The organism is Sphingomonas sp. AC522 (assembly GCF_979258125.1).
Genome location: NZ_OZ409836.1, coordinates 674994 through 696548 on the forward strand (window position 1 = coordinate 674994; position 21555 = coordinate 696548).

20 protein-coding genes are annotated in these 21555 nt (G+C 65.9%); 14 read left to right on the forward strand and 6 right to left on the reverse strand.

The window, feature by feature from the left end; genetic code table 11:
- Nucleotides 1–23: 23 nt before the first annotated feature.
- From tsaD to ACZZZM_RS03475, 3 genes are read left to right on the forward strand one after another with little or no spacing between them, the layout of a single operon-like run.
- Nucleotides 24–1055: a tRNA (adenosine(37)-N6)-threonylcarbamoyltransferase complex transferase subunit TsaD gene (gene tsaD, locus ACZZZM_RS03465; protein WP_463593712.1), complete on the forward strand. Its 1032-nt coding sequence runs from the start codon at nucleotides 24–26 to the stop codon at nucleotides 1053–1055.
- Nucleotides 1052–2026, forward strand: a complete 975-nt coding sequence (locus ACZZZM_RS03470; RefSeq protein ID WP_463593713.1) for an NAD(P)H-dependent glycerol-3-phosphate dehydrogenase — start codon at nucleotides 1052–1054, stop codon at nucleotides 2024–2026. Before tsaD ends, ACZZZM_RS03470 begins: the two co-directional genes overlap by 4 nt.
- Nucleotides 2023–2562, forward strand: coding sequence for a DUF1697 domain-containing protein (locus tag ACZZZM_RS03475; RefSeq protein WP_463593714.1), 540 nt, complete (start codon nucleotides 2023–2025; stop codon nucleotides 2560–2562). Before ACZZZM_RS03470 ends, ACZZZM_RS03475 begins: the two co-directional genes overlap by 4 nt.
- Here the strand turns inward: ACZZZM_RS03475 and ACZZZM_RS03480 are convergent.
- Nucleotides 2559–2711, reverse strand: coding sequence for a DUF1674 domain-containing protein (locus ACZZZM_RS03480; protein ID WP_463593715.1), 153 nt, complete (start codon nucleotides 2709–2711; stop codon nucleotides 2559–2561). The two genes, ACZZZM_RS03475 and ACZZZM_RS03480, sit on opposite strands and share 4 nt — an antisense overlap.
- Before the next feature lie 42 nt (nucleotides 2712–2753).
- Between ACZZZM_RS03480 and ACZZZM_RS03485 the strand changes: the two genes are divergently transcribed.
- The 4 genes from ACZZZM_RS03485 to purH are packed head-to-tail and all read left to right on the forward strand — an operon-like array spanning nucleotide 2754 to nucleotide 8056.
- Nucleotides 2754–4034: an RsmB/NOP family class I SAM-dependent RNA methyltransferase gene (locus ACZZZM_RS03485; RefSeq protein WP_463593716.1), complete on the forward strand. Its 1281-nt coding sequence runs from the start codon at nucleotides 2754–2756 to the stop codon at nucleotides 4032–4034.
- A gap of 35 nt (nucleotides 4035–4069) precedes the next feature.
- Nucleotides 4070–4726 carry a ribulose-phosphate 3-epimerase gene (rpe, locus tag ACZZZM_RS03490; RefSeq protein ID WP_463593717.1) on the forward strand — a complete coding sequence of 219 codons (657 nt, stop codon included), beginning with the start codon at nucleotides 4070–4072 and terminating at the stop codon, nucleotides 4724–4726.
- Nucleotides 4723–6456, forward strand: a complete 1734-nt coding sequence (locus tag ACZZZM_RS03495) for a heparinase II/III family protein (RefSeq protein WP_463593718.1) — start codon at nucleotides 4723–4725, stop codon at nucleotides 6454–6456. Before rpe ends, ACZZZM_RS03495 begins: the two co-directional genes overlap by 4 nt.
- A gap of 37 nt (nucleotides 6457–6493) precedes the next feature.
- Nucleotides 6494–8056, forward strand: coding sequence for a bifunctional phosphoribosylaminoimidazolecarboxamide formyltransferase/IMP cyclohydrolase (gene purH / locus ACZZZM_RS03500; protein ID WP_463593719.1), 1563 nt, complete (start codon nucleotides 6494–6496; stop codon nucleotides 8054–8056).
- Here purH and ACZZZM_RS03505 read toward each other — a convergent pair.
- From ACZZZM_RS03505 to nadB, 4 genes are all read right to left on the reverse strand, one after another.
- Nucleotides 8053–9558 (reverse strand): lipopolysaccharide biosynthesis protein, encoded by a 1506-nt coding sequence (locus tag ACZZZM_RS03505; protein WP_463596371.1) that lies wholly within the window; start codon nucleotides 9556–9558, stop codon nucleotides 8053–8055. The genes purH and ACZZZM_RS03505 overlap by 4 nt on opposite strands.
- Nucleotides 9559–9563: 5 nt before the next feature.
- Nucleotides 9564–12317, reverse strand: a complete 2754-nt coding sequence (gene polA / locus ACZZZM_RS03510) for a DNA polymerase I (protein WP_463593720.1) — start codon at nucleotides 12315–12317, stop codon at nucleotides 9564–9566.
- A 76-nt stretch (nucleotides 12318–12393) separates the two neighbouring features.
- On the reverse strand, nucleotides 12394–13482 hold the full coding sequence (locus ACZZZM_RS03515) for a serine hydrolase (RefSeq protein ID WP_463593721.1): 1089 nt from the start codon (nucleotides 13480–13482) through the stop codon (nucleotides 12394–12396).
- Nucleotides 13483–13673: 191 nt separating this feature from the next.
- Nucleotides 13674–15254 carry an L-aspartate oxidase gene (gene nadB / locus ACZZZM_RS03520; RefSeq protein WP_463593722.1) on the reverse strand — a complete coding sequence of 527 codons (1581 nt, stop codon included), beginning with the start codon at nucleotides 15252–15254 and terminating at the stop codon, nucleotides 13674–13676.
- Nucleotides 15255–15320: 66 nt separating this feature from the next.
- Between nadB and ACZZZM_RS03525 the strand changes: the two genes are divergently transcribed.
- Nucleotides 15321–15845, forward strand: coding sequence for a hypothetical protein (locus tag ACZZZM_RS03525; RefSeq protein ID WP_463593723.1), 525 nt, complete (start codon nucleotides 15321–15323; stop codon nucleotides 15843–15845).
- Here the strand turns inward: ACZZZM_RS03525 and ACZZZM_RS03530 are convergent.
- Nucleotides 15817–16740, reverse strand: a complete 924-nt coding sequence (locus ACZZZM_RS03530; protein WP_463593724.1) for an ABC transporter ATP-binding protein — start codon at nucleotides 16738–16740, stop codon at nucleotides 15817–15819. The genes ACZZZM_RS03525 and ACZZZM_RS03530 overlap by 29 nt on opposite strands.
- 66 nt (nucleotides 16741–16806) lie before the next feature.
- Here ACZZZM_RS03530 and ACZZZM_RS03535 point away from each other — a divergent pair, with 66 nt between their 5' ends.
- The 6 genes from ACZZZM_RS03535 (at nucleotide 16807) to ACZZZM_RS03560 (ending at nucleotide 21467) form a co-directional block, all read left to right on the forward strand.
- Nucleotides 16807–17037 carry a zinc-finger domain-containing protein gene (locus ACZZZM_RS03535; protein ID WP_463593725.1) on the forward strand — a complete coding sequence of 77 codons (231 nt, stop codon included), beginning with the start codon at nucleotides 16807–16809 and terminating at the stop codon, nucleotides 17035–17037.
- Nucleotides 17038–17055: 18 nt separating this feature from the next.
- Nucleotides 17056–18483, forward strand: a complete 1428-nt coding sequence (gene tldD, locus ACZZZM_RS03540; RefSeq protein ID WP_463593726.1) for a metalloprotease TldD — start codon at nucleotides 17056–17058, stop codon at nucleotides 18481–18483.
- Nucleotides 18480–19412, forward strand: a complete 933-nt coding sequence (locus ACZZZM_RS03545; protein ID WP_463593727.1) for a DUF5996 family protein — start codon at nucleotides 18480–18482, stop codon at nucleotides 19410–19412. The genes tldD and ACZZZM_RS03545 overlap by 4 nt, the downstream gene beginning before the upstream one ends.
- A complete protein-coding gene (locus ACZZZM_RS03550) occupies nucleotides 19412–19615 on the forward strand; it encodes a putative signal transducing protein (protein WP_463593728.1) in 204 nt (67 codons plus the stop codon). Before ACZZZM_RS03545 ends, ACZZZM_RS03550 begins: the two co-directional genes overlap by 1 nt.
- A 158-nt stretch (nucleotides 19616–19773) precedes the next feature.
- Nucleotides 19774–20112, forward strand: a complete 339-nt coding sequence (locus ACZZZM_RS03555; RefSeq protein WP_463593729.1) for a P-II family nitrogen regulator — start codon at nucleotides 19774–19776, stop codon at nucleotides 20110–20112.
- Between the two features lie 11 nt (nucleotides 20113–20123).
- Complete coding sequence (locus ACZZZM_RS03560; RefSeq protein ID WP_463593730.1) at nucleotides 20124–21467, forward strand: ammonium transporter; 1344 nt, start codon at nucleotides 20124–20126, stop codon at nucleotides 21465–21467.
- Nucleotides 21468–21555 lie beyond the last annotated feature (88 nt).

Consider the following 21555-nt stretch of genomic DNA (forward strand, 5'->3'; position numbering starts at 1 on the left):
GCGCTAATGCGCTCGCAGCCTAGATGGATGCAATGCTCATCCTCGGCCTTGAATCGAGTTGCGACGAGACGGCTGCCGCCCTGGTGACTGGCGACCGGCAGATCCTGGCGCACAAGCTTGCCGGACAGGAAGAGGCGCACCGGCCTTATGGCGGCGTCGTCCCCGAGATCGCGGCGCGCGCGCATGTCGAGATGCTGGGGCCGCTGGTTGAGGCCGCGCTGGCCGAGGCGGGCGTGTCGCTCGGCGATGTCGACGCCATTGCCGCCACTGCCGGGCCGGGGCTGATCGGCGGTGTCATGGTGGGGCTGGTGACGGGCAAGGCACTGGCGCTAGCCGCGGGCAAGCCGCTGGTCGCGGTCAATCATCTGGAAGGCCATGCCCTCTCGCCGCGGCTCAGCGATCCAAGCCTCGAATTTCCCTATCTGCTGCTGCTCGTCTCGGGTGGGCATTGCCAGTTGCTGCTGGTCGAAGGTCCAGGGCGGTACCGCCGGCTGGCCACCACGATCGACGATGCAGCTGGCGAAGCGTTCGACAAGACTGCCAAGCTGCTCGGCCTGGGCTTTCCGGGTGGCCCCGCAGTCGAGCAAGCCGCGCTGAGGGGCGACCCAAGGGGAGTGCCGCTCCCACGCCCGCTGGTCGGCAGTGCCGAGCCGCATTTCTCCTTTGCCGGCCTCAAGAGCGATGTTGCGCGCAAGGCAACGCTCTATCCTGTCGCGGACATGGCCGCCTCGTTCCAGCAGGCGGTGATCGATTGCCTGGTCGACCGCACGCGCATCGCGCTCGGCAAGGTGCAAGTGAAGGCACTGGTCGTGGCCGGCGGAGTCGCTGCCAACAAGGCGGTACGCGCGGCGCTCGAGTCGCTGGCCGCTAAACATGACCTGCGCTTCATCGCGCCGCCGCTCTGGCTCTGCACCGACAACGCGGCAATGATCGCCTGGGCGGGGGCCGAACGCTTCGCCGCAGGTCTCACCGATCCGCTCGATTTCCCGGCCCGCCCGCGCTGGCCGCTCGATCCGGATGCGGAAAAGGTGCGTGGCGCGGGAGTGAAGGCATGAAGATCGGTGTTATCGGCGGCGGGGCATGGGGCACCGCTTTGGCGCAGGTCTCAGCGCGGGGTGGACCCGTGACGCTCTGGGCGCGCGAAAGCGAAGTGGTCGAAAGCATCAATGCTGCGCACGAGAACCGCGTCTTCCTCGCCGGGGTGCCGCTCTCGGAAGCCATTCGTGCGACTTGGGATCCTGCCGACCTTGGGGATATGGACGCGCTGCTCGTCGTTGCGCCCGCGCAGCATGTCCGCGCGGTCCTGTCGGGCATGGCGGTCGGCAACACGCCGCTGGTGCTCTGCGCCAAGGGCATCGAGGCCGGAACGCGGCTTCTGGTCGGCGAAGTCGCGCACCAAGTCGCGCCCGACGCGCCGATTGCAGTGCTCTCCGGTCCGACCTTTGCCCATGAAGTCGCCAAGGGTCTGCCGACCGCGGTTACCCTCGCGTGCGAAGACGAAGCCTTGGGCGCGCGCCTCGCCGAGCGGCTCGCAGGCCCAGCCTTCCGCACCTATGCCTCGGCAGACGTTGTCGGCGCCGAGATCGGCGGCGCGGTCAAGAATGTGCTCGCCATCGCCTGTGGCGTGGTCGAGGGCGCGGGGCTCGGGCAGAATGCTCGCGCCGCGCTGATCGCGCGCGGCTTTGCCGAAATGACGCGCTTCGGGCTCGCCCGCGGTGCCCAGGCGGAGACGCTTACCGGCCTGTCGGGCCTCGGCGACTTGGTGCTCACCTGCTCCTCGACCAGCTCGCGCAATTTCTCGCTCGGGCTCGGGCTAGGCCAGGGCCGCAGCGCCGCCGAATTGTTGAGTGACCGCAAGACCGTGGCGGAGGGCGCCTTCACGGCGCCGGTCCTCCGCGAAGCTGCCGCGGAGGCAGGCGTGGACATGCCGGTCTGCGAGGCCGTCAACGCACTTCTCGACGGCGCCCCGGTCGCCTCGGTGATCGAAGCTTTGCTCAGCCGACCCCTGCGTGCCGAGGCAGTATGAGGCGCTGGGCGGCGCTGCTCCGCGGCGTCAATCTCGGCGCGCGTACGTTGCTCTCCGCTGATCTCAAGGCAGTTACTGAAGGCCTGGGCTACACTCGTGTCGAAACGCTGCTCGCATCGGGCAATGTCGTATTCGACGCCGCCGAGGATGGCCCCGAAATCGAGCGCGAGCTCGAAGCTGCGCTATTAACACACGGACTCAAGACCGACGTCATGGTCCGCGACCTTGCCGAGATGAACGCCGTGATCGCCGCCAATCCCTATCCCGAGGCTGCGCTCGATCATCCAAGCCATGTGCTGGTCACCTTCCACCGCGACGCGTTTCCGCCCGAGGCGCTGGAGCGGCTCGCTGCGCTCCATGATGGCCCCGAACTGCTCCACGCATCCGGCCGCGAGCTCTATTCGGATTATCGCAGCCAGATCGGCATGCGCGAATCCAAGCTGCTCGGCGCAATGAAGAAAGCGAAATTCCCGGCCATCGCCACCGCGCGCAATTGGAATACGGTGGGCAAGCTCGCGGCCATGCTTGCGGACTAGAAGTCGACCGCGACGCCCTTGCGTTCCCAATCGCCATAGCGCGTCGGATCAAGAGGGTCGCTGATCGGCTCGGTAGCCTCGGGCTGGGGTACCGGCGGGCTCGGCGTCAGATAGGCCGGCGGCTGGGTATTTTCGGGGCGCTCGCCCATTTGCATTGCCTCGATCGCTGTTGACGCCCAAATCGGCGCGCAATGAACCGAAATCAACCCAGGTCCTCACGCGGCGCCGTCCCTGATGCGCCCGGCGTCCCTGCGCGCCGCGCCGCGCTTCAGTTGCTGGACGCGGTGCTGCGCCGCGGTCTCGCGCTCGAAGCGGCCCTCGACAAGGCGGCCGCCGGCCTGCCGCCCAGCGATCGCGGACTCGCGCATGCCATCGCTGCCGAGACGCTGCGCCGCCTCCCCGATCTCGACGCGTTGATCGACGGCGCGACTCAGCGTCCGCTGCCCGACGATGCCAAGGCGCGCTTTGCGCTGCGCATCGCGCTCGTCCAGGCGATGGTACTCGGCACGCCTGGCCATGCCGCGATTTCGACGGTGCTGCCGCTTGTCGATGGCGGCCCGCGCAAGCTCGTCCATGGCGTGTTCGGCACGGTGACGCGCTCGGGCGCATTGCTTCCCGAGCCGCCGACGCTCCCCGATTCGGTTGCTTTGCGATGGCATGCGGCCTGGGGCGACCAGATGATCGAGGATGCCGAACTCGCCATCGCCGCGCCGCCACCCCTCGATCTCACGCTTCGTGAAGCCCTAGATCTGGAAGGCGCGGTCAGTCTCGTCCCCGGCCATGCCCGCCTCCCTGCCGGCACTTCGGTAATGGAGCTGCCGGGCTTCGAGGAAGGCAAGTTCTGGGTCCAGGATCTTGCCGCCTCGCTCCCCGCCCGGCTGATCGGCACAGGCAAGGGCACTGCGTACGACCTCTGCGCCGCCCCCGGCGGCAAAACGCTCCAGCTCGCCTTGGCTGGCTGGCAGGTCACGGCCGTGGACGTCTCCGAAAGTCGTCTTGCGCGACTTCGCGACAATCTCGACCGCACCGGCCTAGAGGCCGAGATCGTCGCCGCCGACCTACTGCTGTGGAAGCCCGGGCACCAGGCCGACGCAGTCCTGCTCGATGCTCCTTGCAGCGCGACCGGCATTTTTCGCCGCCACCCGGACGTCCTCCATCGCGTCCGGCCCTCGCTGATCAAGGAAATGGCAGAGCTTCAGGGCAAATTGCTCCACCGCGCGTCGCAATGGGTAAAGCCCGGCGGCACGCTGGTCTACGCGACCTGCTCGCTCGAACCGGAAGAAGGCGAAGGGCAGCTCGAACGCTTCCTTGCGCACCATCCGGACTATGCGATCGACCCCGTCCGCGCCCAGGAGCTCCCCGAGGGCGTAGGCCCTCTGGATAATGGCACGCTGCGCCTCCATCCCGGCCTGCTTGCCGAGCAAGGCCGTCTCGACGGCTTCTTCATCGCCCGCTTGCGACGCAACGCTTAGTTGCGCCCGAATCGCCCCGTGCTAAGGATTCCGGCATGGCCGTCCGCATCGCCCCCTCGATCCTATCCGCCGATTTCGCAAATCTCGGCGCCGAAGTGCGCGCGATCGACGCGGCGGGGGCCGACTGGATCCATGTAGATGTGATGGACGGGCATTTCGTGCCCAACATCACGATCGGGCCGGCGGTCATCAAGGCGCTGCGGCCGCATACGGCCAAGCCCTTCGACGTCCATCTGATGATCGCGCCGGTCGATCCGATGCTCGCGGCATTCGCGGACGCGGGCGCCGATTGCATCTCGGTCCATCCCGAAAGCGGCCCGCATTTGCATCGCACACTCCAGACGATCAAGGCGCTCGGCAAGCGCGCCGGAATCGTGCTCAATCCCGCCACGCCGGCGGATGTGATCGACAATGTCATCGATTTGATCGACTTGGTCCTAGTGATGAGCGTCAATCCGGGCTTTGGCGGGCAGAAGTTCATCGAATCGCAGCTCGCCAAGATCACGGCGCTTCGCCAACGGATCACCGGCTCTGGCCGGGCCATCGACTTGGAAGTGGATGGAGGGATCGATCGTGAGACTGCGCCGCGCGCAATCGCCGCCGGCGCCGACGCGCTCGTCGCCGGGACTGCGAGCTTCGCCGGCGGTCCCACACAGTATGCCGCCAATATCGCGGCACTTCGAGGCGGATGAGCGATGATGCTGCCGACTCCGCCGCCGACGGAGTCGAGCCGGGCAAGCGGCTGGTCCGTACCGGCGGAAGCGCCGGGCTCAGCCTTGCCGACCGCATCAGCGAACGCTTCCATCGCCTCGCCTGGCGCACTCCGCTGCACAATATGCGCCTGAAGGGGCGGCACCCGCTCAAGCTGATCGCCGTCGCCGAAGATCCCTTTTTCGGCGATCCCGAGCGCGGCAATGCGTTGCTTGATGGGGTAGTAATGTTCCGCGGCGAGGAGCGCTCGATTGCGGGGCTCGATTTCGCCCGCGCCGACTGGTCCAAGCCGTTCGGCGAACATCTCCAGAGCTTCGCCTGGCTGCGCGACCTCTCCAGCGTCACCGTCCGCGTCACGGCGGCGCCCATCGCAGAGACGATTACGGCGCGCTGGCTCGCAGCCCATGCCGACAAGGTTTCGGAGCCCGCTTGGCGCCCCGATCTGTGGGGCCGCCGCATCCTGTTCTGGACCGCGCACGCGCCGCTGATCCTCTCGGCCAACGATTTGGTTTATCGTTCGAGCGTGCTCCACGCGCTTGCCCGCGGTGCCCGGCATCTCGATCGCGCCGCCGATCGCGTGCCGCTGGGCGTGCCGCGCATCGCCGCCTGGTGCGGTGTGCTGGCGGCAGGACTGATGATCCCCGGCGGCGATCCGCGCCGCTCGTTCGGCGAGACGGGCCTCAAGCGCGCGCTCGACGGTTCGGTGTTCGATGATGGCGGCAGCGTTGGGCGCTCGCCCGCAGGCCAGCTCGAGGCGATCCAGCTGCTGACAATGCTGTGCGAGAGCTATGAGGCGCGCCGCATCGAGCCGCCCGCCTTTGTCCAGGCCGCGCTCGCCAAGATGGTCACGGCGTTGCTCGGCGTCTGCCACGGCGATGGCGGGCTGGCCAGCTGGCAGGGATCGGGGCCGATATCGGGTGAGGTCATTGCCCAGTCGATCGAGGCGACCGGGGTGCGCACCCGGCCCCTCAAGCAGGCGCGCGAATGGGGCTACCAGCGACTGGCGCACGGCAGCACCGTGCTGATTATCGACGCTGCCCCGCCTCCGCTCTCACGGCTCGTTCAGGGCGGCTGCGCTTCGACGCTTGCCTTCGAGCTCTCCGACGGCAAGCACCGCATCGTCGTCAATTGCGGCGGTTCGGGCATGGCCGACGCCAGTATTCCCAATGCACTCGCCGAAGGGCTGCGAACCACCGCCGCGCATTCTACGCTGGTCCTTGCCGACAGCAATTCGACGGCGATCCATTCCGATGGGACGCTCGGGCGCGGGGTGATCGAAGTCGAACTGGCGCGCCACGAAAGCGAGAATGGCAGCCGAGTCGAGGCCAGCCATGACGGCTATGTCCGTCGCTTCGGCTTTCTCCATCGGCGCGTAGTGGCGCTGGGCGGGGACGGGCGCGACATTCGCGGCGAGGACATGCTGATTCCCGTCGACAAGCGCCGCAAGAAGGGCATGACGGCGTTCGCGGTGCGCTTCCATCTCCACCCCTCGGTCGAGATATCGCCGACTGCGGATGGCCTGGCGGCGATCCTGCGCACGCCGGACGGACATCTGTGGCAATTCCGGGCCAAGGGCGCCGCGCTCGCGGTCGAGGATTCGATCTGGATCGACGGCATGGGCAAGCCGGTCGCGAGCGAGCAGCTGGTAATCACCGCCGAATCGCCTCCCGGCGGTGCGAATGTCAGTTGGGTCTTCCACCGCGCGAAGTGAAGGGTTGCGCCGCGCGTGGGCATCCGTAGATGGGCCCATGGATCAGGTCAGCATCAAGCGCGCGCTCCTCTCGGTCTCGGACAAGACCGGCATAATCGAGCTGGGTCAGTCGCTCGCCGCGAGCGGCGTCGAACTGGTTTCGACCGGGGGTACGGCCAAGGCATTGCGCGATGCGGGCCTCGAAGTTCGCGATATATCCGACCTGACCGGCTTCCCCGAAATGATGGACGGCCGGGTCAAGACGCTCCATCCCAAGGTTCATGGCGGGCTGCTCGCGGTGCGCGACAATGCCGAGCATGTCGCCTCGATGGACGAGCACGCGATCGGCGCGATCGACCTCGTCGTGGTCAATCTCTATCCCTTCGCGCAAACGGTGGCCAAGGGCGCCGAACGCGGCGAGATCATCGAAAATATCGATATCGGGGGACCCTCGATGGTGCGCTCGGCTGCGAAGAATCACGAAAGCGTGGCGATCGTCACCGATCCCGCCGACTATGCGCTGGTTGCCGCCGGCAGCACGACGCTGGCCGACCGCCGCAAGCTTGCCGCCAAGGCCTATGCCGCCACCGCCGCCTATGATGCGGCAATCGCCAGCTGGTTCGCGTTTGCCGATCAGGGCGAGCAATTCCCGGCCACGCTGCCGGTGGCGCTGACCAAGGGACCAGAGCTTCGCTACGGCGAAAATCCGCATCAGTCTGCCGCGCTTTATCTGCCGCAGACCGGCACGCGCGGTATTGCCCAGGCTGAGCAGCTTCAGGGCAAGGCGCTCAGCTATAACAATTACAACGATGCCGATGCCGCGCTCGAGCTGGTCAGCGAATTCCGCGATGGCCCGCCGACGGTGGTGATCGTGAAGCACGCCAACCCCTGCGGCGTCGCCAGCGCGGATACGCTGCTACAGGCCTATCAGGCGGCGCTTGCCTGCGATCCGGTCAGTGCGTTTGGCGGGATCATTGCAGTGAACCGTCCGCTCGACGGCCCGACGGCGGAGGCGATTGCGGGGATCTTCACTGAAGTGGTCGCCTGCCCCGCCGCCGACGATGCGGCGCGGGCAGTGTTCGCCGCCAAGAAGAATCTGCGCTTGCTGATCACCGGCGAACTGCCCGATCCGGCACGGCCGGGGCTGATGCTCAAGTCGATCGCCGGCGGCATGCTCGTCCAATCGCGCGACGATGGCCAGCTCGGCGATCTCAAGGTCGTGACCCGGCGCCAGCCGACCGAACAGGAGCTGGCCGACTGCCGCTTCGCCTGGACCGTGGCAAAGCACGTCAAGTCGAATGCCATCATCTATGCCAAAGACGGCGCCACCGCGGGCGTCGGTGCAGGGCAGATGAACCGCCTCGAATCGGCGCGCATTGCCGCATGGAAAGCCAAGGACGCCGCCGAAAAGGCCGGCTGGGCCGAGCCGCGCACGATCGGCTCGGCAGTGGCTTCCGATGCCTTTTTCCCCTTTGCCGACGGACTATTGGCGGCAGTCGAGGCTGGCGCCACCGCAGTGATCCAGCCCGGCGGCTCGATCCGCGACGACGAAGTCATTGCCGCGGCGGACGAAGCAGGACTGGCGATGGTCTTCACCGGCATCCGCCACTTCCGGCACTAGATCTTCTCTTCCACCGGCAGTGTCGCGCCGGCCGCGGGTATCTTGCGGAACAGCGATTTGTCCTCCGGCCCGAAGCCGAACTTGATGATCACATAGAGATAAGTGATCAGGATCGCCGGCATGCCGATGCTGAGCTCGGCCCATTCGTAATGCCGGGGCAGCGAGGTGAAGGCCGCACCGACCAGGCTGGCGATGGCGATCGCGGCAAAGAAGCTTGGGCGCACGCTGATCACCGGGGCGCCGGTCAGCCGGCGCAGCATATACGCCTTTATGCCCGAACCTATGGTCAGCGAGATCGCCAGCGCCAGTGCGGGGGCCGCGGCCTGATACCCAATCGACAGGCCCTCGGCGCGCGCGATCAGGATGAAGACGAAGCTGAGCACGATCTGCAGCGCCAGCACTGCGACCGACACCGCTAGGTTCCGCAGCCGGGCGATATAGACCAGAGCAGTCTCGCAGACCGCGCCCGTGGAAGCGAGCACTTCGGCGATTAGCAGGATGCAGAGCGCGCCCGCGCCGACTGGGAATTGCGGACCGATCAGCCCCATCACGCCGCCTGCCGGAATCGAGAACATCACTGCCAGCGCCGCTTGCGCGCCGATGATCCAGAAACCGACTTGGCACACCTGTCGGCCAATCGCCGCCATGTCGCCCGCCGCCAGACTCTGCGTGATTACCGGGCCCAGGATCGGATCGAAGCTGGTCTTGAGCTTCTGCGGCACCGATGCGACCTGCTGCGCCATGTAATAGATGCCGACCACCGCGGGCGAGAACATCAGCCCGAGGATGAAGCGATCGACATTGCGCGTCGCCCATTCGATCGTGTCGGCGCCGGCGAGGGGCGCGTTGCGGCGCGCGAGCTGCCAGATCTCGGCGGGACGGGGGCGCCAGCCATGCGGGATGCCATATTCCCGGAGGAAGGGCACCATCGAGGCGACCAGCGCCGCGACCATCGCCAGCGCATAGGCGAAGAGCAGCCCATCGCGCGTCGAGACATAGGAAAAGCCGAACGCCGCGATGCTGATCGTCCACGGCTCGATCACTGCCCGCGCAGTCACCGATGCCTTGACGTTGTGCCGATAAGCCAGAGCGGCGAGCACCACGTCCGAACCGGCGGTCGCGAACACCGCCAGCGCGACGAACCGCTCCGCGCCGGTGAGCGGACTGTTGGGGAACATCACCTGCGGAAACGCAATCAGCAGGCACGCCGCGATCGCCGACGCGACCAGCGCGACTACCAAGGCATCGAACACGACATGATTGTGCGGCCGCTCGGTAGTCGCCAGCGCCTGCGCCAGCCCGCGCTTGAGCCCCAAGGTCGCGACCAGCGCCGCGAACTCGATTACCAGCACCGCGATCGCATAGCGCCCGACCACATCGGGACCATAAAAGCGCCCCGCGATGAAAAGGAACGGCAACCGCGCGACGAGTCGCATCATGAAGCCGAGCATGTTGGTCCGCCCGCCCTTGGCGAGGGCATTGATGTCCTGGGAGCCCCCCATCTCGCTCAATGCGCGGCGCCCCAGCTTTTGCCGACCCCGATCTCGACGCCGAGCGGCACGCTGAGCTTGACCGCGGGCTCTGCGGCGGTGGCCATCACGCGCTCGATGATCGGCTTGGCGGCTTCGACATCGCCTTCGGGCAGTTCGAACACGAGTTCGTCATGCACCTGCATTAGCATGCGCACATTGGACAATCCGGCTTCGGCAAGCGCCGGCCCCATGCGGGCCATCGCGCGCTTGATGATGTCGGCGCTCGTGCCTTGGATCGGCGCGTTGATCGCGGCGCGCTCGGCGCCCTGCCGCTCGTGCTGGACTTTGGATTTGATGCGAGGGAAGTGCGTCTTCCGCCCGAAGAGCGTGGTCGTATAGCCCTTTTCGCGGACCTGCTCGATCGTCGCGCCGATATAATTGTTGATGCCCGGGAAGCGCTCGAAATAGCGATTGATCATGTCCTGCGCTTCGTCCGCCGTGACATCGAGCCGGCCAGCGAGGCCCCAGCGCGAGATGCCGTAGAGGATCGCGAAGTTGATGGTCTTGGCGCGCCCGCGGGTGTCACGGTTCACTTCGCCGAACAGCTCCATCGCCGTCATCGAGTGGATGTCGTCGCCATTTTCGAACGCGGTGCGCAGCGCGGGCACGTCGGCGATATGCGCGGCGAGGCGGAGTTCGATCTGCGAATAGTCCGCCGCCAGGATCACATTGCCAGGCTCGGCGACGAATGCGTCCCGGATTTGTCTGCCGACTTCGGTGCGGATCGGGATATTCTGGAGGTTCGGATCGGTCGACGACAGCCGTCCGGTCTGCGCGCCGGTCAGCGAATAGCTGGTATGGACGCGACCAGTCTCGGGATTGATCTGCGCCTGGAGCGCATCGGTATAAGTCGATTTGAGCTTCGAGAGCTGGCGCCAGTCGAGGACCTTGGCGGCCATTACCCGCCCCGGCGAGTCCTTGTCTGCTGCGATCCGTTCCAGCTCGTTGACGTCAGTCGAATAGACCCCCGACTTGCCCTTGCGCCCGCCCTTGATCCCCATGCCTTCGAACAGCACATCGCCCAATTGCTTGGGGCTGCCGATGGTGAATTTGAACCCGGCGATGCCGTGAATCTCTTCTTCCAGCGCAGCCATCTGCTTGGAGAATTCGTCCGACAATCGTGCGAGCGTCGCCGCATCGACCTTGACGCCCTCGCGCTCCATCCCCGCAATCACCGAGACCAAGTCCCGGTCGACCATCTCGTAGACGCGCGTCACGCCTTCATAGGCCAATCGCGGCTTGAAGCGGTTCCACAGCCGCAGCGTCACGTCGGCATCCTCGGCGGCGTAGCGGGTGGCGGCCTTGAGATCGACTTCGCGGAAGCTCAATTGCTTCTTGCCGGTGCCGACCACGTCCTTGAACGCGATGCAGCTGTGCGAGAGGTGCGTCGCCGCCAGCTCGTCCATGCCGTGGCCGTGCAGACCCGCATCGAGATCGAAGCTCATCACGATCGTGTCGTCATAGGGCGTCACGTTCACGCCGCGCTGGCGCAGCACGATCAGATCATATTTGAGGTTGTGCCCGATCTTGAGCACCGACGGGTCTTCGAACAGCGTCTTGAGCCGTGCCAGTGCGAGATCGCTATCGAGCTGCACCGGCTTCTCGGCGAACATGTCCGATCCGCCGTGCGTCAGCGGGATGTAGCAGGCCTTATTGGGTGCCAGTGCGAGGCTGACACCGCAGAGCCCGGCGCGCATCGCGTCCAGCTCGCTGGTCTCGGTATCGACCGCGACCCAGCCCTGATGCCGCGCATCGGCGATCCAGCGGTCAAGCGCATCCTCGGTGACCACCGTCTCGTATGCATCGTGATCGCAGGGCGGATCTTCGGGCAGGCCAGGCGCGTCGTGCACTTCGACCGGTGCATCGGCGACTGCCGAGAGCCGATTGATCAGCGTGCGGAAGCCGTGATGCTCGAGGAACGCGCGCAGCGGCGCATCGGGGATGCCCTGTAATTCCAGACTGTCGAGCGGATCGGGCAGCGGGACCTCGCAGGCGAGCGTGACGAGCTTGCGCGAAAGCCGCGCCATATCGGCATGCTCGATCAGATTCTCGCGCATCTTCGACGGCTTCATCGCGGGCGCGGCGGCGAGCACCGCTTCGAGATCGCCGAATTCCTGGATCAATTTCGCCGCGGTCTTGGGGCCGATTCCCGGCACTCCCGGCACATTGTCGACGCTGTCGCCCATCAGCGCCAGCACTTCGCCCAATTGCTTTGGCGGCACGCCGAACTTCTCGATGACCGCCTCGTCGCCGAGACGCCGGTTGTTCATCGTGTCGTACATGTCGAGCCCGGGCTCGATCAGCTGCATCAGATCCTTGTCCGAACTGACGATCGTGACCTGCCATCCCTGCGCCAGCGCCGCCTTGGCATAGCTCGCAATCAGATCGTCCGCCTCCCAACCCAGTTCCTCGATGCAGGGAAGCGAGAAGGCGCGGGTGGCGTCGCGGATCATCGGAAATTGGGGTCTGAGATCCTCGGGCGCAGGAGGACGCTGCGCCTTGTACTTATCGTACAGATCGTTGCGGAAAGTATGCTCGCTCTTGTCGAGGATGACCGCCATGTGCGTCGGCCCCTCGGCCTTGTGCAGCTCGTCTACGAGCTTCCACAGCATCGTCGTATAGCCATAGACGGCGCCCACCGGCTCGCCATGCTTGTTGGTGAGCGGGGGCAGCCGGTGGTAGGCGCGGAAGATATAGCCGGAGCCGTCGACGAGATAGAGATGGGGCATGGGAGGATGGGCTTAGCAGCGGCGAAATGCGCCGTCACCCTCGCCCTTCCGTTCCCCATCGCAACGCCGGGGGTGGCTAGCGTCCGTGATTGGAAACGATCGCCGCGGCGACCTGCTGCATGAGCATCTGCCGCTCACGCACCGGGCGCGTCGTGTCGCCGACCATCACTGCCAGAGCATAGGATCGGCCATCGCGCGCGGTGAGGATGCCGACGTCGTTGAAGCCGGCGGTGCGCCCGCCAAGATCCTGTCCGGTGCCGGTCTTGTGCGCATAGCCCCAGCCCGGTGGCACGGCGGCGCGGACGCGGGCGCGCCCGGTGCGTGCCGCCGCCATGGTTTGGATCAGCCATTCGGTCGATGTCGGCGACAAAAGCTCGCCGCGCTTCAGACGCGCCAGCGCGCCGGCGATCGCCAGCGGCGCGGCGCCATCGGGCGGATCGGAGACATAAGCCTCGAACGCCGCTTTGCGGACGGAGGGCGACAGCCGCGACCGCGCCACCGCGAAGGCATTGCCCATAGAATATTCGGGCCGCCATTCGAGCCCGGCAGTGCCTGCCTGGAGCAGCCGCTCGCCGGGGCCGAAGCGGATCGGGCCAAGCCCCCGCCGGGCAATGAAATCGCGCACCACTTCGGGTCCGCCGACCAGGCGCAGCAGCTTGTCGTTGCAGGTATTGTCGCTCATCTGCATCGCGCGACGAATGAGCTCGGCAATGTTGGTCTGGTAGGGCTGGCCATTCTTGACCAGCGCGGCAATCGGCTGGTGGAACACCGTGAAATCCTCGCGGCCGATGCTGACTGGAGTGTCGAGCGACAATCGGCCCTGATCGATCTGGTCGAGCACGGTCATCGTCACCCACAGCTTGCTCACGCTCTGCTGCGGCAATTTGCGCTCGCCGCCCGACGAGATCAGCCAGCCCTGATCGACGCTCGCCACCGACACGCCAGCCACGCCGCTGAAGTTGCGCACTAGCGAGTCGAGCGACGAGACCAGTCCCTGCGGCGCGGGCGCAGTCGGCTTGAAAATCGCCTTGAGCGCGGCCGGGACCGGCAGCGACACCTTGTAGCTGGGCGCCGGCAGATAGGCCGCGAGTTGCGCATCCTGATGTACCGAACAGCCCATCAGCATCGCCGGGCCAAGCCCCGCGATGGTCACTGCTCGCTGCATTTTCGAGAACGCGAAGGATTCCCGCACGCTTACAACCCCTTGCCCATAGGCGAACATGCGGCGGATGCGTTCCATGCGAAAGAGTCGGTCCGTGATCATGCGACGAATCACGTCTCTATAGCGGTGAACCGTGAACAGGGCGGAAATGGCGGGCATCTGCGATGCCCAACGCCCCAGCATCGCATGCGGGCTCAAGGCACCAAAATGGTGTCGACTGCCGCTGCCGCGGTCTCGGGATAGTCGATCGTGTAGTGCAGCCCGCGGCTCTCCTTGCGATGGAGCGCCGAGCGCACGATCAGATCGGCGCTTTCGAGCAGATTGCGCAACTCGATCAGATCGGGCGTCACCCGGAAATGACCGTAATAGTCGTTAACTTCCTCACGCAGCATCTGGATGCGCCGCTGCGCGCGCTCGAGCCGCTTGGTCGAGCGGACGATGCCGACATAATTCCACATGAAGCGCCGGATCTCGGTCCAGTTCTGCTTTATGACGACTTCCTCGTCGGAATGCGTCACTCGGCTTTCGTCCCACGGGCGGATGGCCGGGGGCGGGGCGAGATCGTTCCAGCGCGCTGCAATGTCGGCCGCCGCGGCCTCCCCGAACACGAAGCATTCGAGCAGGCTGTTGCTCGCCAGACGATTGGCGCCGTGCAGCCCCGATTGGCTGACTTCGCCCGCGGCATAGAGATGCGGCAAGTCGGTGCGCCCCGCGCGATCGATCACCACGCCGCCACAGGTGTAATGCTGGGCGGGGACCACGGGAATGGGCTGCGTCGTCATGTCGATGCCCAGCCCGAGCAGTTTTTCATGGATGTTGGGAAAATGCTCGCGGACGAATTCGGGGGGCATATGGCTGATGTCGAGATGGACATAATCCAGGCCGTCGCGCTTGATCTCGGCATCTATTGCCCGCGCCACCACGTCACGCGGGGCCAGCTCCATCCGCTTGGCATCGTAATCGGTCATGAAGCGCTTGCCGGTGATCGGATTGATCAGCCGGCCGCCTTCGCCGCGTACTGCCTCGGTGATCAGGAAATTCTTGACGTCGAGATTGTAGAGGCAGGTCGGGTGGAATTGCATGAATTCCATGTTCGAGATCCGGCACCCCGCGCGCCACGCCATTGCGATCCCGTCCCCGGTCGCGCCGCGCGGCGCAGTCGAGAACAGATAGGTCCGCCCCGCGCCCCCGGTCGCCAGGATCGTCGCGCGCGCAGTGAAAAGCTCCACGGCGTTGGAGGCGCGGTTGAAGGCATAGACGCCCCAGACATTGCCGGCCCCCGAATAGCGTTCCTCATGCCGGCTCGTGGCGAGATCGATCACCACCATATCGGCCACGAGTGTGATGTTCGGATGCGCGCGCGCGGCGTTGAGCAATGCCTCCTGCACCGCCCATCCCGTTGCGTCATTGACGTGGACGATGCGCCGATGGCTGTGCCCGCCCTCGCGCGTCAGATGCAGCGCGTCGTGATCCATGTTGAACGGCACGCCGAGCTTTTCGAGCCGCGCGATCGCCGCGGGCGCATTCTCGACGACGAACTCGACGACGCCGCGGTCGTTGAGCCCGGCGCCCGCGATCATCGTGTCCTCGATATGGCTTTCGAAGGTGTCGCCCGGCTCGAGCACCGCCGCGATCCCGCCTTGCGCCCAGGCCGTGGCGCCTTCGTTCATCGCGCCCTTGGCAAGCACGGTCACCTTGAAGCGCTCGGCGAGATTGAGCGCCGCAGTCAGCCCCGCCGCGCCCGAACCGATGATGAGGATGTCGCTTTCGTGCATCTGCAAAGCCTTAGAGGCGCGAGGCCCCCGCTGTACAGGCTGGCCGCTTGTTCATAGGCTGCCGGGATGGACGAGAGCCGCCGCGCCGAACTCTATGCCCGCCGTGCGGCGGCGACTGAAGCGGCGCGCAGGAGCAGCTTCGCAGCCGATCGCGCGGCGCTGGCGCGGCAGATCCCGATCCTCGCGGCGCTCGAAGATGCGGGCGAGGACTATGACAGCCGCGATTATCGCGCGCTTACCGGTGCGCTGAACCTTTGGGCGCACCGGCCGGAGGAGATGGTCACCGAAGGCTGGGTAGAGTTTCCGGGCGATCCCGCCGCGCGCGAGGCTATGATCCTTCAGGAGCTGCGCAGCCGAGTCGGCGAGGACGGGCCGATCACCGTGATCCTGCGGTGGGAGGAGATGGTGCTCCAGCTGCGCCTGCCTGTGCTCGCGCGCCATCTGGCGACGCTGGTTCGCAACGCCCATACCAGCGAGATCGGTTTCGCCGCGCCGCCGGCGGACTGGATTATCGAAGTCAACAAGCGCGGGATCGCGACCGGGCGGTTGGGCGGTTGGGCGATTAGGCCGCGGACGACCGCGTCAGATTGAGGAACACGTCCTCCAGATCGGCTTCGCGAGTCGAGACATCGACGATCCCCAGCCCCGCGCCCTGCACGGCACCCAGCACTTCGCCGGCATTCGCCTGGTCCTTGCGATAGGTGATCACCAGAATCCGCTCGCCCTTGAGCTCGATCTTCTGGAAGCACTGATTCTGCGGGGCATCGCCCACATCGCGATCGACCGTGACTTCGACGACCTTCTCCTGCGCCATCCCCACTAGCTCGCGCGTCGGCTTGTTGGCGATCAACTGGCCGTGGTTGATAATCGCGATCCGGTCGCAGAGCTGCTCGGCTTCCTCGAGATAATGCGTCGTCAGCACCACGGTCACGCCGCGGGCGTTGAGCTGCTTCACATAGGCCCAGAGCTGCTGGCGAAGCTCGACATCGACGCCCGCGGTCGGCTCGTCGAGCACCAGCACGGGGGGCGAATGCACCATTGCCTTTGCCACCATCAGCCGCCGCTTCATGCCCCCCGAAAGCGTGCGCGAATAGGCGTCGGCCTTGTCCTCCAGATGCACGGCGCGGAGCAATGCCATCGCATCGAACGCGCCCTTCTTGACGCCATAGAGTCCCGCCTGGATCTCCAGCGTCTCCTTGGGCGTGAAGAAGGGATCGAACAATATCTCCTGGTTGACGATCCCGATCGACGCCTTGGCGTTGCGCGGGTGCCGGTCCACATCGAAGCCCCAGATATCGACCTTGCCGCCGGTTTTGTTGACCAAGCCCGCCAGGATGTTGATCAGCGTCGACTTGCCCGCGCCGTTCGGCCCCAGCAGCCCGAAAATCTCGCCGCGCGGCACATCGAACGTCACCCCATCGAGCGCGCGCTTGCCGCCCTTATAGGTCTTGCAGAGGTCCTGGATCGCGATTGCTGCCTGGGTCATGCTCAAGCGCATAAGACTGTGCGGTGGCGATTGCGAGCCTTCTCCGTGCTTGCTATCGGCTTCCGCATGATCGCACCCCCTGAGACTATTCGCACCAGCCACGCCCGCGTCGCCTGTGACGGCTCGGGGCCCGGCGTCCCCGCAGCGCTCGGCCATCCACGCGTGTTTCTCCAGATCGACGAGCATGGCTATGTCGATTGCGGCTATTGCGACCGGCGCTTCGTGCTGATTGGTGGGCCCGCGGATGGCGCGGATCAGTCGCAATTGCCTGATCATCCGGCTGGCGCGAGCATCTAAGTCTCCTATATCTGCGGGATGAGCATCCCGTCAGACCCCCGCGCCTTTCTCTACCGCGACGCCCTCGATCCCGAAACCGCAGTGAAATTGACGTCCGACGCGCTCTCCCGCGCCGAGGATGGCGAGCTTTATCTGCAATATCGCAAGACCGAAGCGTTCGGGTTCGACGACGGCCGGCTCAAGACCGCGAGCTTCGACACGCAATCGGGCTTCGGCCTGCGCGCCGTTTCGGGCGAGACCACTGCTTTCGCCCATGCCAATGAAATCACGCCGGCCGCGATCCGCCGCGCCGCGGAGACGATGGCGCTGATCGATCCAGCCAAGGGCGCCAAGGCCGCGCCGCCCAAAGGCAATAACCGCCACCTTTACACCGATCAGGACCCGCTTGATCTCGTTCCCTTCGCCGACAAGGTGAATTTGTGTCAGACGATCGATGCCGCCGCTCGCGCCCGCGACAGCCGCGTCGTCCAAGTTTCGGTCAGCCTCACCGGGCAGTGGAGCGTTATCGAGATCGTCCGCCCCGACGGCTTCATCGCTACCGACGTGCGGCCCCTCGTCCGCCTCAACGTCTCGATCGTCGTCGAGCAGAACGACAAGCGCGAGACCGGCACTTTCGGCACCGGTGGCCGCGCGCTTTATGACCGTCTGCTCGAGCCCGCCACTTGGAACCGAGCGATCGACGAGGCGCTTGCCCAGGCGCTCGTCAATCTTGACGCCGAGGAAGCCCCCGCCGGCGATATGACCGTGCTGTGCGGGCCCGGCTGGCCTGGCGTGCTCCTCCACGAGGCCGTCGGTCACGGCCTGGAAGGCGATTTCAACCGCAAGGGCACCAGCGCCTTTTCGGGTCGGATCGGTGAGCGCGTGGCCGCGCCGGGAGTGACGGTGGTCGATGACGGCTCGATCCAAGATCGCCGCGGCTCGTTGTCGATCGACGACGAAGGCACCCCGACGCAGGAGAATATCCTGATCGAGGACGGCGTGCTCAAGGGCTATATCCAGGACCGCCTCAACGCCCGCCTGATGGGGGTCGCGCCCACCGGCAATGGCCGCCGCGAATCGTTCCAGCACGCCCCGATGCCCCGCATGACCAACACCTTCATGCGCGGCGGAAACGACGATCCCGCCGAACTGATGAGCCGGGTCAAGAAGGGTATCTATGCGCGCAGCTTCGGCGGCGGGCAGGTCGATATCGTCTCGGGCAAGTTCGTCTTCTCGTGCACCGAGGCCTATCGCATCGAGAACGGCAAGCTCGGCCGTCCGATCAAGGGCGCGACGCTGATCGGCGACGGGCCGACGGTGCTCAATAAGGTCACCGGCATCGGCAACGACTTCGCATTGGACGAAGGTGTCGGCATGTGTGGCAAGGGCGGGCAGAGCGTCCCTGCCGGGGTCGGCCAGCCGACCTTGCTGGTCGAGGGTCTGACCGTAGGCGGCACCGCGGCATGAGCGCGCTGCCGGCACTCGATTGGGCCGGCTGGCGCGAAACCGCGCTGCATCTGCAATTGATGACTCAGATCGTCGGCAAGGTCCGCCTCGCCCACACGCCCTGGCTCAATCATGGCTGGCATGTCGCGCTCTATCCAACTGCGCACGGCCTCGACACCAGCCCGATCCCCGCGCCCGGCGGTTCGATCCAGATCAATTTCGACCTGCTCGGCGACACGCTCTATATCGCCAGCGAGCGCGGCGAGACGCGGACCGTGCCGCTCAGGGCCGGCACTATCGCAAACTTTTACGCGGCGGTGATGACTGCGCTCGACGACCTTGGCGCGCCGACGCGGATCGCCGCGATGCCCAACGAGATGGCCGATCCGGTCCCCTTCGCCGAAGACCATCAGGAGCGCCCCTATGACGGCGACGCGGTACGCCGCTTCCACGCCGCTTTGCTGTTCGCGACGCAGCGCTTCAAGATCTTCCGCACCGGTTTTCTCGGCAAAGCGAGCCCGGTGCATTTCTTCTGGGGCAGCTTCGATCTCGCGGTCACGCGCTTCTCGGGCCGGCCTGCGCCGCTGCATCCCGGTGGTGTCCCGGGCCTGCCCGATGATGTCACGCGCGAGGCCTATAGCCATGAAGTGTCGAGCGCGGGCTTCTGGCCCGGCAGCGACGCCTATCCGCACGCCGCCTTCTATTCCTACGCCTATCCGTCGCCGGCGGGCTTCGCGGATGCCAGGGCCGGTCCCGATGCCGCGCGCTTCGATTCGGCGCTCGGCGAATTCCTCCTCGATTACGACGCGGTGCGCACATCGCCCGATCCCGAAGCGGCGCTCGCCGACTTCCTCGAGGCGACCTATGCCGCGGCAGCAGGTCTCGGCAATTGGGACCGTGCCGCGCTCGAGTGCGTGCCAGGCGTCCCACGCAAGCCGCGGACGGTCTGATGGCACTTGTCGAACTCGGCCGCTTTGATCGGCAGGAGGCCTATATCGTCCAGACTGCGCTGGAGGACGCCGAGATCATGTCATTCGTCTTCGATGCCGGTGCCAGCATCGCCGACGGCAGTTATTTGCTCATCCCGGTGCGCGTGATGGTCGATGACGAAGACTTGGGCGCCGCGCGATCTGTGTTGGACGCGGCTGCCTGATTTTTAAGCATCCTTTCGCAACTGCACAAAAAGTTACCGCGCGTTAATCGTTGATTGCGCCGCATCCCGCGGAAACGCGCGATTCTTGCGGATGGCACGGCGCTTGCTCTTGGGCCCTCGGGACATTGTCTCCGGGGAAACCGCCAAGAGGGGGCGACATGAAGCTGATCATCGCCATCATAAAACCGTTCAAGCTCGACGAAGTCCGCGAGGCGCTCACTGGCGTCGGCGTCGCCGGGATGACCGTAACCGAGGTCAAGGGGTTTGGCCGGCAGAAGGGCCAGACCGAGATTTACCGTGGTGCGGAATACAGCACCAACATGGTTCCCAAGATCAAGATCGAGATCGCCTGCGGCGCCGACATCGCCGACCGCGTGGTCGAGACGATCCAGGCCGCGGCCAATACCGGCGCGATCGGCGACGGCAAGATCTTCGTCCTCGATGTCGGCCAGGCCGTGCGCATCCGCACCGGCGAGACCGACGAGACCGCGCTGTGAAGGGGGTAATGATGAAGCAAACACTCAAGCTCGCCGGCTTGGCTGGCCTTTCGCTGTTCGCGGCGATGCCCGCCTGGGCGCAGGAAGCGGCCGCCGCGGCGCCCGCCGCCACGGTCGACAAGGGCGACACTGCCTGGATGATGATGTCGACTGTCCTCGTCCTCGCGATGATCCTTCCCGGCCTCGCGCTTTTCTATGGCGGCCTCGCCCGCACCAAGAACATGCTTTCGGTGATGACGCAGATCGGCGCCGTCGCCTGCCTCGCCATGCTCGTCTGGGTGATGTGGGGCTACACCATGGCGTTCGGCCCCGATGCGTCGGACGGGCTCAAGCCCTATATCTCGGGCTTCGGCAAGCTGTTCCTCGCCGGGGTGACCGCCGACTCCAAGGCCGCGACATTCACTGCCGGGGTCGAGATTCCCGAATATGTCTTCATCAGCTTCCAGATGACCTTTGCCGCGATCACGGTCGCGCTGGTGCTGGGATCGGTGGTCGAGCGCATCAAATTCTCGGCAGTGATGGTCTTCGCGCTGATCTGGCTGACGATCGTTTATTTCCCGATCGCACACATGGTGTGGGCAGCAGGCGGCTGGTTCTTCGAAGCCGGCGCGCTCGATTTCGCGGGCGGCACCGTGGTGCACATCAATGCGGGCGTCTCGGCGCTGGTCGCGGCTCTGCTGATCGGCAAGCGCATCGGCTACCCGACCGAGCGCATGGCCCCGCACAGCCTGACGCTCACCATGGTCGGCACCGGGCTGCTGTGGGTCGGCTGGTTCGGCTTCAACGCCGGCTCGGCGCTCGAGGCAAATGGCTCGGCGGCGCTGGCGATGATCAACACCTTCGTCGCCACTGCATCGGCAGCACTGTTCTGGATGCTCGCCGAGCGCGCAGCCGGTCACAAGGCATCGGCGCTGGGCTTCTGCTCGGGCGTCATCGCCGGCCTGGTTGCGGTCACGCCTGCCGCCGGCAATGTCGGTCCGTTCGGGGCGATCGTCCTCGGCGCGATCGCTTCGGTGGTCTGCTTCTTCTTCGTGACGGTGGTGAAGCCCAAGCTTGGCTATGACGATTCGCTCGACGCGTTCGGCATTCACGGCATCGGCGGCATCGTCGGCGCGATCGGCACGGGCATCCTCTATTACCCGCAATTCGGCGGCCCCGGCGACGGTTCGAAGCCGATGATGGAGCAGGTGATCACCCAGGCATCGGCCGTGGGCGTCACTATCCTATGGGCAGCAGTGGGCACGGCGATCGCGATCATCGTCGCCAAGGCACTCACCGGCGGCCGCGTTGCTCCCGAAATCGAGCAGGAAGGGCTCGATCTCGGCGAGCATGGCGAGCGCGCCTACAACCCTTGAGCAATCGGGCGCCGCGCGTTCACTCCTCTCCGAGTGCGCGGTGCCCCACCCAGGTTCCTCCTGCGGACATACTGGGCCGGTGGTTCGA